The following is a 13358-nucleotide window of genomic DNA, read 5'->3' as shown; positions in this document are numbered from 1 at the left end:
GAGTCACTTTCCAGTGTACGTCCGTGAACTCCCGAGTCGGCGTCGTGCTCGCGATCGCGTTGCTCGTCGGATCGCTCCCCGGCAGCGTCGGTGCGATCGGCGGCGGCCCCGGCCTCGATCGATCCGCCGCGGAACCGACGATCGGATCGATCGATGCGGGCGCCGCGAGCGCGGCGGCCGCCAGCGGAACGACGGACCACGATGCGGACGTCCTCCACCGGACGACCGTCTTACGACACCTCCCCGATCGGCGGGGCGAGTTCGAGGCCGAGATGACCTTCGCGGTCCCGGATCGGCTCACCGAACTCGAGATCGAACTCGAACCCGAGGCGACCGTCGCGGCGACGGGCGGCTTCGAGGCGACCGGCGACGGAACCTACCGGTGGACGGAGGAGACCGACGACCCGACGATCCGGTTTACGATGCCGGCCGATCGGACCGACGACGTCGGCCACCAGCACGCCGCGAGCGAGTACGGGTCCCCGACGATCGCACGCGAACCGGCGTCTGCGGAGACGCGCGATTCCCGGGCCGGACACCGCTCCGGCCACGGCTACACGTTCGTCGGCACGGGCGAGTGGGCGGTCGTCCAGGTTCCCGGCGTGGGGATCTCCATGCGTTACACCGGATCGTCGCCGATCGGGATCGACGAGACGGTCGCGGTCGACGGCCCCGGGGCGACCGGCGGCGACATCGCGTACTTCGGGCCTGTTACGGAGTACGAGCGCGCGAGCGAGCGAGAGCGGTTCCGACTCGTCGTACCGGAAGCGGCGGCGCTCGCGGCGGCGCCCGACGAGATCCTCGACGCGCTCGTCGACGCGAGCGATCGGTTCGACGTCGGCGCGAGCCGCGAGGAGGTGTTCGTCGTCGCGGTGCCGGCCGACGACGTGGAGTGGGCGGCGCGGGGAATCCAGTACGGCGAGTCGGACGCGTGGGTGGTCGCCGACGCGCCCCTCTCTGAGGCGAGTCCGGTCTGGTTCCACGAGTACGTCCACGCGCGCCAGGCGTTCGCCAATCCCGACATCGGGACCGAACGCGAGACGGCGTGGCTCGTCGAGGCCCAGGCGGAGTACTACGCCGCGCTGCTGGCGTTCGAAGGGGGGCTGACCGACTTCCACGAGTTCGAGGATGCCCTGGAGGCGGGCGAGCGATCGCCCCACGCCGACGCCGCGCTCGCCGACCCCGCGACGTGGGAGAGCGACCGGACGGCGTACGTCAAGGGCCCGCTCGTCTATGGTGAACTCGATCGCCGGGTTCGCTTCGCGACCGACGGCGATCGGACGATGGCGGACGTGCTCCGCACGTTGAACGGAAACGACGGCGCGGTGACCGAGGAGGACTTCCTCGCGGCCGTCGAGGCCGAGGGCGGCACCGAGGTGCGGGCGGTCGCCGAGGAGTACACCCGAACCGATCGAACCCCCGAGATGTGGTCCCGGTCGGCCCACGAGGACGCGTTCGATCGGGCGGTCGCGCGGTTCGCCTACGGTCTCGATCCGGCGTCGATCGAGATCGGCGGCGAGCCCCGAGGATCGAGCGGAACGACCGCCGACGGCCGGCCCGTCATCGCCGTTCCGGCCGGCGAATCCGTGACGGTGCCGGTTACCGTCGAGAACGCGGGCGATCGCGACGGGACCGCCGACGCGACGGTCACCGTCGACGGGTCCGTCGTCGATCACCGTCGACTCGAACTCGGGGTCGGCGAGCGGACGACCGAACGCCTCTCGTGGACGCCTCGGAGGCCCGGCACTTACGACGTCCGCGTCGGATCGGATCGGGTGACCGCGTACGTCCGTTCGGCCGCCAGCGTGACCGTGACCGACCTGCGGGTCGATCCCGAACGCGCGGCGCCCGGCGAGACGGTGACGGTCACGGCCACGGTCGCCGCCGTCGACGATCGACCGGGCGCGGCCGTCCTCGCGTTCCGGACCGCCGACGGCGTCGTCGCCGAGGAATCCGTCGTCGTACGGCCGGGCGAGACCGAGACGGTCGCGGCGACGCTCGCGTTCGACGAAGTCGGTCGGTACGAGATCGCGGTCGCGGACCGATCGACCGCGGTCGCGATCGAGAACGGCCCGGCCGAGGCGCTCGAGCGGATCGACGACGTCCCCGGGTTCGGGCCGGCGGCGGCGCTGGCCGCACTCGCGATCGCGGTCGGGCTGGCGCGGTTCGCCCGCCGACGGTAACGAACCCGACCCGCTCCGATCGCGCCGATCGAAGCGTCACCGATCGAGGCGCCGGTGATCAGAGCGTGGACGAGTGCGGCGATCGATCACCGTGCGATCGCCGTCGCTCCGCTCGTCCCGTTTCGTCCCGTTACAACTCGTTACGACCCGCGTCGGACGGCTACCCGAACTCGACCCTGAATCGACAGCGGTCGCCGTCAGGATCCTCGAGACACGCCTGCTTCGCGACGGTCGCGTCGGCGCCGAACTCGGCCACCAGCCCTTCTAGAATCCCGTGGGCCAGTCCGCAGTAGACGTGCTCGCGGTGCGTTCGGTACGCGATCGCGACGGCGTCGCCGTCCGGATCGACCGACGACGAGACGTCCGGTAGCGTCCCGTCTCCGGTCGTCCCCTCGACGCTGTCGGCGATCGTCCCGATCGACGCGAGGACGTCCTCGGGTCCCCACTCGGCCCGGACGTGCGCTTTGAACGTCGACAGCAGTTCCGGGGCGAGTGCCCGCCCGAAATCGCGTTCGATCGTCCGCCGATCCGCCGTCGTCATCGCTGCGAGGGTCTCGAGAATCGCGTCGATCTCGTCGTCCTCGTAGCGCGAGACGGGGAGGTAGAGCTTCGGTTCGAGGCCGGCGCGATCGACGACCGTCTCCCACGTCTCTTCGTCCGTCTTCTCGACGACGTACTCCTTGAGCGTTTTGTGGACGATTCCGTGCATCTGGACCTGCTACGTGCGATCGGCTCCGCGGCCGTCTATCGACCGGATCGGCCGATCCGTTCGACTCGCGAACAACTAGAGGTGAGACGAAGGGGGTACTTAACGATTGAGAAACGTGTCAGTCTCGATCAGTTACAGGTGCGCGGCGATCGCCGGAGCGACCGAGACGGTGCTCGCGCTTCGTTCGATCGTGTCGGTGCCGTAGATGGCTTCGACGCCCGCCCGCGAGAGTTTCGTCACCGCGTTGCGGGCGAGCAGCGGGTGGACGCAGGTGACGAAGACCCGACCGACCCCCCGATCCCGGAGGACGCCGACCGCCTCGCTCATCGTCGATCCCGTCGCGATGATGTCGTCGGTGACGACGACGTCCCGATCGGCGACGTCGACGTCGCTCGGGGTGATCTCGACCTCGGTGCCGGAGCGGCGAACCTTCTGGAAGTAATCCGTCTCGCCGCTCCCGTAGGCGTCCCGGACCGTCTCGGCGAGATCGATCGCCCCCTCGTCGGGCGAGAGGAAGACGGGATCCGCGAGCTCCGCGGGCAGGGGATCGGCCAGCCGACCCGCGGCGTCGATCGGCGTCGCCGTCGGCTCGAAGAACTCGCAGACGGACGTCTCGTGGGGATTGACGGTGAGCACCCGGTCGGCGCCGGTCGAGACGGCGCGCGCGATCGCCCGCGCGGAGACGGGGTGTCCCTCCTCGAACGCCTCGTCCTGCCGGGCGTAGCCCATGTACGGCAGCACCGTGACGACCTCGCCGACGCCGGCTTCGCGGACGGCGTCTTGGAGTTGCAGCAACTCGAGGTGAGCGTCGCTCGAGACCGTCGAAGCGACGATCACGGCCCGATCGGCGTCGGTCGCGCCGGCGTCGACGGTTGCAGCGTCGGGAACGGCGGCGAGCAGTTCGCCGTCGGGGAATCGGTCGTACTCGGCGGCAGCGAGCGGCTCTTCGAGTTCGCGCGCGAGCGCCGCGGCGAGCGCCTGCGACGCGGATCCGGCAACGATCATATGCGTGGCCACAGCCCGCGGGGTAAACCAGTTTTCGTTCTCGCGGTCCCGGCTCGCACCGCCTCGTCAACTGTCGCCGTCGGCGCCGGTCGATTCGTCGTCCGAGCCGCACGGACCGTCGTCCGTGCCCACCGCCATCGACAGCCCGCTTTCTCGAATCATCGTGACAAGGTTGATACAGCTCGGGTTGTTCCACTTCGCCGGCGTAACCACGACGGGATCGCCCTGATCGAGTCGCGCGATAACGCGGAACGAACCCGGTTCGGAGGGCCAGTTTCGATCGAGCTGCGCGCCCGTTCGGCCGTCGAGTTCGATCGTTTCCCACGCGAACTCGCCGTCGAACTCGACGAGAACGTCGACCGTGTGGGGCTCGCCGTGGAGGTTCTCGATGGTGATGTCGCCGAGGACGGTTCCGGCGACGTCGGTCTCGCTCTTCTCGTCGGGTTCCGCATCGGACTGGTCGACGCCCTCGGTCTGGTTGTCTTCGGACTCCGGGTCCTCGTCTTCGGGCTCGTCGCTCGAACAGCCGGCGATCGCCGCCGTGGTCGCGGCGCCCGTCAGCGCGAGCAGCCGGCGTCGTGAAAGGTCGCTCATGTGAGCGATCCATGTATTCGGGGTAGTTAATAACTCCTGAATTCCGACAGTCACGTCCGCTGTTCCGGCGGGAGTCACCCCGACGGCGGCACGGCGAACCCGGTGACGTCGCCGATGCCGAGCGCTCGCGATCGCCACGTTTCCGGGTCGTCGGCCGCGGTTTCCACGAGGAACGCTCCGCGTTCGGTGACCGCGTAGACCGCCTCCCCGTAGCCGATTCCGACGATCGTCTCGGTCGACTCGTCGATCGCGCGCCACTCCCCGTCGTCGGGATCGCGTTCGTACAGCGTCCCGCCAGCGACCGCGTGGGCCCGATCGAGTCGCCCCGGTTCGGCTCTCGGGTCCGCCGCGACGACGTCGAAATCCCCGTCTCGAACCCGCATCCAGCCGTTGCCGAGTTTGTAGAGGCCGTCGTCGGCGGCGGCGAGCGGAACGCCGGCCGCGGAGACGTCACGGACGTCCTTGAGGCCGGCGTAATCGAGGTCGCCGTCGCGGACGCGGTACGCGCCCGCATCGGTGGCGACGAGGTTGCCGTCGATCGCCCGGACAGTCCCGATCGACCCGCGTTCGGATGTCTCGCTTCCGGTCGACTCGCCGTCGATCCATTCCCAGTTGCCGTCCGCGCGCCGACCGATCCGTCCGTCGGCATCCGCCGCGAGCAGCGTTCCCCCGTCGTAGCCGACGGCCACCGCGGGGCCGAACCCGGTCCCGACGAACGCCGTCTCGGCCGCGGCCCCGGAATCGGGCTCCGAAGTCGGATCGAGCACCCGGACGTCTTCGCTGGTCGCGATCGCGACGGCGTCCGTCCCGGCCGCCGCCGCGTCCCGCGCGTCGCAGCGATCGCAGAGGCCGAACTCGCCGACCGCATCGCCGGCGATCCGAACGCGAACGACGCCCACCGAACTCGCGACGTAGGCATCGATCGCGCCCCTCCGATCGCCGTAGACGCGCTTTTCCTCGATGGAGTCCATACGGAAGCGATCGGGACCGCGCGCCGAAAACGTTCTGTCTGCGTTTCCGGCGGCGTTCGGATCGCGCGTTTTCCGTGCTAGCTCGATTGCGAACTCCACGAAAGTCCCACCCGCAGTGGCTGACCGGCTAAGCCATCGTGGGCGGGACTGAAAGGGGCTACCGGCAGGGCTTTCGTGGTGTTCTCACTCGTCTCAGTGCCGCGGTGCCACACTCAACCGAATCCATCCACTATCGATCGCCGTTCTAGCGGGCCGAATGTCGGAATCCCTTTGGGGAGTCCGACCCGACTAGTACGCGAATGCAAGTCTTCGGATCGAGTGGGACGCGGGGCGTCGCCAACGAGGAGTTGACGCCCGCGTTCGTCCTGCGGGTCGCGAAAGCGGCGGGGACGGCCTGGCGGGTCGACCGGGTGGCCGTCGCTCGCGACACGCGCTACACGGGGCGAATGCTGGCGGACGCGGCCGCGAGCGGGTTGGCGAGTACGGGTGCGAGCGTCGATCGACTCGGGATCGTACCGACGCCGGGGGCGCAGGCCTACGCCGAACGCGAGGGGGTGCCGGTGATGGTCATCACGGCGTCGCACAACCCGCCGCAGTACAACGGGGTGAAACTGATCGGGAGCGACGGCGTCGAACTCGCCGTCTCGAGTCTGGAGTCGATCGAGGAGACGCTGCTCGCGGAGTCGTTCGCGGTCGCCCCGTGGGACGAGACCGGGCAGGTGCGCGAGATCGACGGGGTCGCCGACGAGTACGTCGACGACCTGCTCGCGGCCGTCGATCGGGAGCCGATCGCGGCGGCCGATCTCACCGTCGCGCTCGATCCCGGTCACGGTGCAGGAGCGCTAACCAGTCCCCGGTTCTTCCGGAAGCTGGGGTGTCGCGTCGTCACGGTCAACGGCCAGGCCGACGGGCACTTCCCGGGGCGAGACCCCGAACCGGTCCCGCAGAATCTCGAGGATCTCGGCCGCCTCGTTCGGGCGTCCGACGCCGACGTCGGCATCGCCCACGACGGCGACGCCGATCGGGCCATCTTCTTCGACGAGAACGGCGAGTACGTCGAGGGCGACGCCACCCTCGCGGCGCTCGCGGCCGCCGAACTCGACGCCGGCGACACCACCGTCTCGGCGGTCAACGTTTCCCAGCGGCTCGTCGACGTCGTCACCGACGTCGGTGCCTCCCTCGAACTCACGCCGATCGGCTCGACGAACATCATCACTCGAATCGAGGAGCTCGAGGCGAACGGCCAGCGGGTGCCGATCGCCGGCGAGGGCAACGGCGGGATCTTCTTCCCCGGATACCGCCTTGCACGCGACGGCGCGTACACAGCCGCGCGATTCCTCCGCCTGGTCGCTCGGCGGCCGGTTAGCGAGATCGTCTCACCCTACGGCGGCTACGCGAATGTCCGGCGCAACGTCGAGTACGAGTCGACGGCCGAACGGGACGCGATGCTCGACGCGGCGGCCAACCACGCCCATGCGGCCGACGCCGAACTCAATACGCGCGACGGCTACCGACTCGACTACGGCGACGCGTGGGTGCTCGCCCGGCCCTCGGGCACCGAACCGCTCGTCAGAATCTACGCCGAGGCTCGCGACGAGGATCGGGCGACGGACCTCGCGATCGATATGCACGAGACGCTCGTGGACGCGAAAGAAGACGCCTGATCGTCGGAGAGCGAGTTTGGATCGGCCGCTTCCTCGCCCGCCTTTCACGATCGCAACGATTCCCCGTACCGCGCGCCCAGTCGTTCGGTCGCGAGCAGGAGCCGATGCGCGACCACGAGGATCGCGACGGCGAGGACGATCAGCGCGCCCTCGAGGGCCGTCGACAGCAGGCCGAGCGAGACGATCAGCGTCGTCGCGCAGGCGGGCGGGTGTCGGGTGTCCGTCGCGAGCATCCCGCCCGCGGTGACCGTCGTCGCGAGCACGCCGCTCGCGCCGAGTCGCAGCCCTTCGATCGAGCCCGGATCGGCGGCCGCGGTCATCGAGATTCCGACGCCGAGCAGGTGGTAGGCGAGTAGCCCGGCGGCGACGCCGATCGCGTGGCCGCCGATCACGCGCCGCGGCGCCGTCGCCTCGCTGTCCTGAAAGAGCGCGAGGACGAACGCCGACGGCCCGAGACTGGGAAAGAGCATCGGCAGCCCCGACAGCCACGCGAGACCGGCCGTCGTCGAGATGAGGAGGCCGGTGTGGAGCGTCGTCCCCGTCCGATCGTCCATGCCCATCGTTCGTCGCTTCGGGGTGAAAACGTGCGTGATTTCCGTCCCTCAGGGAACGATCGTCACCGGGATCGACGCCCGGCGCGTGACCTGTTCCGCGACGCTGCCGAGCAGCATCCGCGAGACGCCCGATCGGCCCTCGCTCCCCATCACGATTTCGTCGATCCCCTCTTCGTCGGCGAATTCGAGGATCGCATCGGCCGCCTGTCCCTCGATCACCCGCGTCTCGACGGGCCGATCGTACTCGGCCGCGATCCGCTCGGCCTCGTCGAAGAAGTCGAGGTCGGGGCCGTCGCCGTCGACCGCCGGCGGTCGACCGCCGTAGCCCGCTTCGAGGTCGTCGATCGCGTGGACGACCGTGAACTCGTCGTCGGGGTACCGTTCGAGGGCGTATTCGAGGGCTGCTCGCGCAGTCGCGGAGTCGTCCATCGGAACGAGCACCTGTCTGGCCATACCGACGCTACGACGATTAGCGCCTTCAGTCATGGGCTCTCAGCGTCCCGTTGCAAGTTCGATCGCGTCGGATCCCCCGCAACCGGTCGATCGCGTACGGGCCCCAACATTGAAGTAGGTGTAAAGCCCGCTTTACTGTAAAGGATGCTTTACACAGTATCCGGACCGATCACCCATGACTGAACTCGCAATCACGTTCGGGGACGACCGCCCGAAAACGTACCGGAGAGCATCGAACGCAAGTTACATCGTCGGCATCGCCGCGTTCCTAGCGGGGTTCGCCGTCAGCCGACCGCTGCTCGGAATCGCCGTCTACGTCGCCGGCATCGTCGTCGGAATGGCGATCCCGTTCCTGACCGACGCGCCGGTGTACGACGAACGCGACGAGGAACTGACCGCGCGAGCGAACGATCTGGTGCTGGGGGCGCTCGCCTACGGCGGGCTCGCGGTCTTCGTGACCCTGATACTCCTGCAGGAACTCGGCCGGTTCACCTGGAGTTCGGAGCTGTGGACCGTCTTCTTCACCTGGAGCGCGTTCTGGCTCGTCTGGGGGAGCACGTACGTCTTCGTCCGACTGCGGGCCTGACCCATGGAGAACGACTTGCGAGACCGGCGGGAAGCGGCCGACCTCAGCCAGTCCGATCTGGCCGCGGCCGTCGGCGTCACCCGCCAGACGATCAACGCGATCGAGCGCGAGCGGTACGATCCGTCGCTCGAACTCGCGTTCGAACTGGCCGCCCACTTCGACTGCGCGATCGAGGACATCTTCGATCCGGAATTGGAATCGGAGAACGGAACCGGAGACGGCGGCTGATCGCCTCGTCCGCGCCCGGTATCACGGGATTGTCGCTGGACGCTTAAATCGGATCGTCTTCTTCGAGCGCCTTCTCCAGGCGTTCGCGCTCAGCGCGCAGGGATTCGAGCTCCGCCTCGACGCGACCGTCGGCCAGCCGATCGCACTCGTCGGGTGATAGCTGTTCGATCGCCTGCGCCGCGGTCTGGAGCCGATCGTAGTCGGGATCGCGACTCCACCGCCTGACCTCCCGCAAGGTCGCCATCGCCGCTCCGGCTTCGTCTCCGTCGGCGACGCGGACGACGCGACCGACGAACGGCTGTAACTCTCGCGCGCGCCGCCGGAGCACTTCGGCCGGGCCTGGCGGCCACTCGATCGACAGGGGATCGGCGTCGATCCCCTCGAGGAACGTCTGCTGGGTCGCCACCTGGCGCTTGAGTCGATCGCCGTCGTCGACGTAGTGGGAGAGCTTCGATCGGGAGTAGTCCGCGTACTCGAGCAGTTCCGGGATCGCGTACTCCCCGGCCGGAGCGGTCTCGACGTATTCGCGTAGGTCTTCCGGGGGCTGTTCGAACTCGACGAACGGGTACCACCGGCTTCGATCGAGCAGCGAGAACACCTCGCGAGCGGACGCCGATCCCCGATACTCGGCGAACGCCTCCCGGATCGCCGCGTTGTAGGTCTCGATCGGCTCGCGGAGGCGATCGACCGGCGCGTCGAGGTCGGCGCTCGCGAGTTCGAGCAACCGCTCCCGGCGGGCGATCTCGTCGCCGAGCTCCCGCACTCGCACGCTCGCGGCTTTGCGCGCCTCCGTCAGCGCCTCGCAGGCGTCCTGGCGCTCGTCGACCAGGTCGGCGTACCGCTCGGCGGGCGCGAGCGCGTCGCGGGCCCGTTCGAAGTCGGCCTCGCTCAACCGCCGTTTGTCGATCGCGTCGAGGGAGTTCTCGAACGCGTCCCGGCGGGGAAGGTCGTCGGCCAGTCCGTCGACGAGCGACGCGAACCGCCCCTCGAGTTCGATGTACGCCTTGAAGTTCTCTCGACCGGTGCCGGTCGCCCGATCGACGTACGAGTCGAGCAGCTCCGCGGCGTTCCGGTAGGCCGTCGCGACGGTCGCGACAGTTTCGTCGCCGCGGTCGTCGATCTCCCGTTCGATCTCGGCGACTCGATCGCGGGCCGCCCCGAGTCGCTCGAGCGCCGTCGCGTCGGCGCCGCCGTCGCCGTCGCGGTGGACGCGTTCGCTCATGCTACTCTGAGTCGTAAACGGCGTCGGGATCGTACACTTTTTCGCCGACGTGCTCCCCCTCGATCGTCCGGTAGAAACACGATCGATGGCCGGTGTGACACGCGCCGCCCTCCTGGTCGACCAGGTACAGCAGGGTGTCGGCGTCGCAGTCGATGCGGACCTCTTCGACGCGCTGGACGTGGCCGCTGGTCCCGCCCTTCTGCCACAACTCGTCCCGACTCCGGGAGTAGTAGTGTGCCAGTCCGGTTTCGCGGGTTCGCTCGAGGGCTTCGGGGGAGACGTAGGCGAGCATCAGCACGTCGCCCGTCTCCGCGTCCTGGGCGATCGCGGGGACCAGTCCGTCGTCGAACGCGACCGCGATGTCGTCGTCCATGTACGAACGCATGACCGTCCGGGCGATAGGTCTTTTGCCGCCGGGTGTCGGTCGCCGCGGTGACGACCGATCGATCCGCTCGGCGACCGCCAACGTTTATGGCTCGCTGCGTGGGCAGGAAGCCGTGATGTCCGACTACACGACGACGAACTACCGCGACGTCGACGATCGGAACGGGATGCACTTCCTCCGGGACGAACTGAACTGCGAGAACATGGGCGTGACCGTCGTGGAATGCGACCCCGGCTGGGAAGGCATGGAGCACGACCACGAGGAGGAGGGCCACGAGGAAGTGTACCTGCTGATCGAGGGCGAAGCGACCGTCACCGTGGAAGGCGACGAAATCGAACTGCAGCCGGGCGACGCGATCCGGATCGCTCCGGGCGCGAGCCGCGAGATCCACAACGGCGACGCGGAGAGTCGATTCGTGCTGATGGGCGCGCCGTAGGGTCGAACGATCCACGGCGCGCCGGCCGATAACCGCTCTGCGAGGGCGATCGGCCCGGGCGTCTCGTCCGCGCTCGCCGGAGGACGATCGGCGTCGGCGCTCAGTTCGATGGCGGCTCGTCGGTCGATCGGTCGTCGGACGCGGTCGCGAGCAACGCGATCGCGGCAGCGATCGCGAGCCCGACGAGGAGCAGCGCGACGACGCCGACTGCGATCGGAGCGGCGGTCACGGTCAGTCCGGTGAGCGCGTCGAGCCCCACCATCAGAAGGACCAGCGCGACGGTCGTGAGGAGGCCGAGGGCGAGTCCTGTCCGGAGCATCCAGCGCGCTTCTGCTGCGTCCGCCATGGAACTCGGTGTGGCCGGTTCGTCCGGGTGATCGGAGATCGACATGGGTTCACCTCTAGCACAGATAGGCTGACGGCGGAGATAACCGCTTGCGCTGCGAGACTGACCTGTCTAATCGACGGGTATCGATCGAGAACCGAGGGACGTACCGGTCGACGTATCAGCCACCGCCATTACCGCGTCCCCCTTCATCCCTTCGAAGATCGCCTCTATAGGGCGTTACGCGCCGTCACGAGTCCACGAGGTCCTATCGAACGTCGCGAACGGAGCCGGCGATCAAAACGGTCGTACCGCCGTTCCGGGCCTCACACCTGACCGTTCAGCGTGATGTAGTCGACGCCGATGATCCGCTCGTCGGTCTCGAGTTCCTCCCTGGCCTCGTCGGGGACCTCGCTGTCGACGTTGTAGACGGTCAGCGCCTCGCCGCCGATCGTCTCGCGGGCGTTGAACATGCCGGCGATGTTGACGCCGTGGGCGCCCATCACGGAGCCGATGAGACCGATGACGCCGGGTTCGTCGGTGTTGCGCGTGACGACCATCTTGCCGTGGGGGATGGCGTCGACGCGGTAGCCGTCGACGCGGACGATCCGCGGGTCGTCACCCGCGAACAGGGTTCCTTCGACGGTGACCTCGTCGTTGCCGTTGCTGACGGTGACGGAGACGAGGCTCTGGAAGTCCTCGGCCTGCCGAGTCTTCGACTCGGTGACGTCGACGCCGCGGTCTTCGGCGATCTGCGGCGCGTTGACGGCGTTGACCTGCCACTCGAGCGGTTCGAAGACGCCCTTGAGCGCCGAGGCGGTGACGAACTCGACGTCCTCGTCGGCGATGTCGCCCTCGTAGACGACCTCGACGCCCTCGATGCGGCCGTCGAGCAGCTGGGCGGCCACCTTGCCGGCGGTCTCGGATATCTCGATATACGGCTCGAGCCGGGGGAACGCGCTTTCGTCGATCGACGGAGCGTTGAGCGCGTTCGCGACGGGTTCCCCGGCGAGCGCGGCGGTGATCTGTTCGGCGGTGGAGGTGGCGACGTTCTCCTGGGCGGCCTCGGTCGAGGCGCCGAGGTGGGGCGTAACGATGACGTCGCCGTGTTCGAGCAGCGGCGAGTCGGCGGGGAGCGGCTCCTCGGCGAAGACGTCGAGCGCCGCGCCGGCGACGGTGCCGTCCTCGACCTTCGCCGCGAGGGCGCCCTCCTGGATGATGCCGCCGCGGCCGACGTTGACGATGTAGCCGCCCGCGAGCAGGTCGAGTTCTTCGGGGCCGATCATCCCTTCCGTCTCCGGGGTCAGCGGCGTGTGGATCGTCAGAAAGTCCGCGCGCTCCAGGCACGGTTCGAACTCGACGAGTTCGGCGCCGAGGCGATCGGCGCGCTCCTCGGAGATGTAGGGGTCGAACGCGACGACGTCCATCCCCAGCGAGTCGAGTTTCTTCGCGACCTCCTGGCCGACCCGGCCGAGGCCGACGACGCCGAGCGTCTTGCCGTCGAGTTCGGTGCCGAGGTAGTCGCTTTTCGCCCACTCGCCGTGTTTCAGGCGGATGTGGGCCTGCGGGATCGATCTGGCCGCAGCGAACGTCATGGCGACGGTGTGTTCGGCGGCGGCGCGAACGTTACCCTCGGGGGCGTTAGCGACGATGACGCCCTCGTCGGTGGCGGCTTCGATGTCGATGTTGTCGACGCCGATCCCCGCTCGGCCGACGATGACGAGTTCTTCGGCGGCCTCGAGCACCTCGGCCGTGACCTCTGTTCCGGACCGGACGATCAGCCCGCTCGCGTCCGATACAGCCTCGAGGAGTTCCTTACCCTCGAGTTCGTAGCCTGTCTCGACCTCGTGGCCGGCGTCTCGCAAAACGTCCAGACCCGCGTCCGCGATCGGGTCCGTGACGAGTACCTTCATGCGCGAGACAACCGTGCGGAGGACGTAAACCCTTCCGTTGTCGCCAGGGGTGGCAAAATCTACCGCTGTCGGGCCGATCCGCTACGTCCGTCGGGTCGATTCGGGGTTTCGATCGGCGGGACTGCGCTAC

Annotated in this window: 15 protein-coding genes; 5 read left to right on the top strand and 10 right to left on the bottom strand. The window is 68.6% G+C overall.

Going from position 1 to position 13358, the window contains the following annotated elements; genetic code table 11:
* Positions 1 to 23 precede the first annotated feature (23 nt).
* On the top strand, positions 24 to 2183 hold the full coding sequence (locus tag MUH00_RS07125; protein WP_247003402.1) for a CARDB domain-containing protein: 2160 nt from the start codon (positions 24 to 26) through the stop codon (positions 2181 to 2183).
* A gap of 160 nt (positions 2184 to 2343) precedes the next feature.
* Here the strand turns inward: MUH00_RS07125 and MUH00_RS07120 are convergent, their stop codons facing one another.
* The 4 genes from MUH00_RS07120 to MUH00_RS07105 all read right to left on the bottom strand — a co-directional run bounded on the left by MUH00_RS07120 (position 2344) and on the right by MUH00_RS07105 (position 5462).
* Positions 2344 to 2892 (bottom strand): heme NO-binding domain-containing protein, encoded by a 549-nt coding sequence (locus MUH00_RS07120; protein WP_247003401.1) that lies wholly within the window; start codon positions 2890 to 2892, stop codon positions 2344 to 2346.
* A 132-nt stretch (positions 2893 to 3024) separates the two neighbouring features.
* On the bottom strand, positions 3025 to 3897 hold the full coding sequence (locus MUH00_RS07115) for a ribose-phosphate diphosphokinase (protein ID WP_247003400.1): 873 nt from the start codon (positions 3895 to 3897) through the stop codon (positions 3025 to 3027).
* Between the two features lie 66 nt (positions 3898 to 3963).
* Positions 3964 to 4491 carry a hypothetical protein gene (locus tag MUH00_RS07110; protein WP_247003399.1) on the bottom strand — a complete coding sequence of 176 codons (528 nt, stop codon included), beginning with the start codon at positions 4489 to 4491 and terminating at the stop codon, positions 3964 to 3966.
* A 74-nt stretch (positions 4492 to 4565) separates the two neighbouring features.
* Positions 4566 to 5462 carry an HVO_0234 family beta-propeller protein gene (locus MUH00_RS07105; protein WP_247003398.1) on the bottom strand — a complete coding sequence of 299 codons (897 nt, stop codon included), beginning with the start codon at positions 5460 to 5462 and terminating at the stop codon, positions 4566 to 4568.
* A gap of 299 nt (positions 5463 to 5761) precedes the next feature.
* Between MUH00_RS07105 and glmM the strand changes: the two genes are divergently transcribed.
* On the top strand, positions 5762 to 7126 hold the full coding sequence (gene glmM / locus MUH00_RS07100) for a phosphoglucosamine mutase (protein WP_247003397.1): 1365 nt from the start codon (positions 5762 to 5764) through the stop codon (positions 7124 to 7126).
* A 44-nt stretch (positions 7127 to 7170) separates the two neighbouring features.
* On the opposite strand, the gene MUH00_RS07095 is transcribed toward glmM, so the two are convergent.
* Positions 7171 to 7680 (bottom strand): HPP family protein, encoded by a 510-nt coding sequence (locus MUH00_RS07095; RefSeq protein WP_247003396.1) that lies wholly within the window; start codon positions 7678 to 7680, stop codon positions 7171 to 7173.
* Between the two features lie 48 nt (positions 7681 to 7728).
* On the bottom strand, positions 7729 to 8133 hold the full coding sequence (locus MUH00_RS07090) for a universal stress protein (protein WP_247003395.1): 405 nt from the start codon (positions 8131 to 8133) through the stop codon (positions 7729 to 7731).
* A gap of 175 nt (positions 8134 to 8308) precedes the next feature.
* Here MUH00_RS07090 and MUH00_RS07085 point away from each other — a divergent pair, with 175 nt between their 5' ends.
* Positions 8309 to 8719, top strand: a complete 411-nt coding sequence (locus tag MUH00_RS07085; RefSeq protein WP_247003394.1) for a hypothetical protein — start codon at positions 8309 to 8311, stop codon at positions 8717 to 8719.
* Positions 8720 to 8722: 3 nt separating this feature from the next.
* Positions 8723 to 8947 (top strand): helix-turn-helix transcriptional regulator, encoded by a 225-nt coding sequence (locus MUH00_RS07080; protein ID WP_247003393.1) that lies wholly within the window; start codon positions 8723 to 8725, stop codon positions 8945 to 8947.
* 43 nt (positions 8948 to 8990) lie between these two features.
* Here MUH00_RS07080 and MUH00_RS07075 read toward each other — a convergent pair whose 3' ends face one another.
* Together MUH00_RS07075 and hisI are read right to left on the bottom strand one after the other, a co-directional pair.
* Positions 8991 to 10169 (bottom strand): DUF7118 family protein, encoded by a 1179-nt coding sequence (locus MUH00_RS07075; RefSeq protein ID WP_247003392.1) that lies wholly within the window; start codon positions 10167 to 10169, stop codon positions 8991 to 8993.
* Position 10170: 1 nt separating this feature from the next.
* A complete protein-coding gene (gene hisI / locus MUH00_RS07070; RefSeq protein ID WP_247003391.1) occupies positions 10171 to 10542 on the bottom strand; it encodes a phosphoribosyl-AMP cyclohydrolase in 372 nt (123 codons plus the stop codon).
* A gap of 127 nt (positions 10543 to 10669) precedes the next feature.
* On the opposite strand from hisI, the gene MUH00_RS07065 reads away from it, so the two are divergent.
* Positions 10670 to 10990, top strand: coding sequence for a cupin domain-containing protein (locus tag MUH00_RS07065; protein ID WP_247003390.1), 321 nt, complete (start codon positions 10670 to 10672; stop codon positions 10988 to 10990).
* A 100-nt stretch (positions 10991 to 11090) separates the two neighbouring features.
* Here the strand turns inward: MUH00_RS07065 and MUH00_RS07060 are convergent, their stop codons facing one another.
* Both MUH00_RS07060 and serA read right to left on the bottom strand, forming a co-directional pair.
* Positions 11091 to 11381, bottom strand: a complete 291-nt coding sequence (locus tag MUH00_RS07060) for a hypothetical protein (protein ID WP_247003389.1) — start codon at positions 11379 to 11381, stop codon at positions 11091 to 11093.
* 260 nt (positions 11382 to 11641) lie between these two features.
* Positions 11642 to 13228, bottom strand: coding sequence for a phosphoglycerate dehydrogenase (serA, locus tag MUH00_RS07055; protein ID WP_247003388.1), 1587 nt, complete (start codon positions 13226 to 13228; stop codon positions 11642 to 11644).
* Between the last annotated feature and the right edge of the window lie 130 nt (positions 13229 to 13358).

The organism is Halosolutus gelatinilyticus, assembly GCF_023028105.1.
GTDB classification, from domain to species: Archaea; Halobacteriota; Halobacteria; order Halobacteriales; family Natrialbaceae; genus Halosolutus; species Halosolutus gelatinilyticus.
The sequence above is the reverse complement of the archived record's forward strand: the minus strand, read 5'-3'. Positions and strand labels throughout refer to the sequence as shown.

Bases quoted from the DNA above. Each gene is read 5' to 3' on its own strand.
- MUH00_RS07120 (WP_247003401.1), bottom strand. From the start codon at position 2,892: ATGCACGGAATCGTCCACAAAACGCTCAAGGAGTACGTCGTCGAGAAG.
- MUH00_RS07115 (WP_247003400.1), bottom strand. From the start codon at position 3,897: ATGATCGTTGCCGGATCCGCGTCGCAGGCGCTCGCCGCGGCGCTCGCG.
- MUH00_RS07110 (WP_247003399.1), bottom strand. From the start codon at position 4,491: ATGAGCGACCTTTCACGACGCCGGCTGCTCGCGCTGACGGGCGCCGCG.
- MUH00_RS07105 (WP_247003398.1), bottom strand. From the start codon at position 5,462: ATGGACTCCATCGAGGAAAAGCGCGTCTACGGCGATCGGAGGGGCGCG.
- glmM (WP_247003397.1), top strand. From the start codon at position 5,762: ATGCAAGTCTTCGGATCGAGTGGGACGCGGGGCGTCGCCAACGAGGAG.
- MUH00_RS07095 (WP_247003396.1), bottom strand. From the start codon at position 7,680: ATGGACGATCGGACGGGGACGACGCTCCACACCGGCCTCCTCATCTCG.
- MUH00_RS07090 (WP_247003395.1), bottom strand. From the start codon at position 8,133: ATGGCCAGACAGGTGCTCGTTCCGATGGACGACTCCGCGACTGCGCGA.
- MUH00_RS07085 (WP_247003394.1), top strand. From the start codon at position 8,309: ATGACTGAACTCGCAATCACGTTCGGGGACGACCGCCCGAAAACGTAC.
- MUH00_RS07080 (WP_247003393.1), top strand. From the start codon at position 8,723: ATGGAGAACGACTTGCGAGACCGGCGGGAAGCGGCCGACCTCAGCCAG.
- MUH00_RS07075 (WP_247003392.1), bottom strand. From the start codon at position 10,169: ATGAGCGAACGCGTCCACCGCGACGGCGACGGCGGCGCCGACGCGACG.
- hisI (WP_247003391.1), bottom strand. From the start codon at position 10,542: ATGGACGACGACATCGCGGTCGCGTTCGACGACGGACTGGTCCCCGCG.
- MUH00_RS07065 (WP_247003390.1), top strand. From the start codon at position 10,670: ATGTCCGACTACACGACGACGAACTACCGCGACGTCGACGATCGGAAC.
- MUH00_RS07060 (WP_247003389.1), bottom strand. From the start codon at position 11,381: ATGTCGATCTCCGATCACCCGGACGAACCGGCCACACCGAGTTCCATG.
- serA (WP_247003388.1), bottom strand. From the start codon at position 13,228: ATGAAGGTACTCGTCACGGACCCGATCGCGGACGCGGGTCTGGACGTT.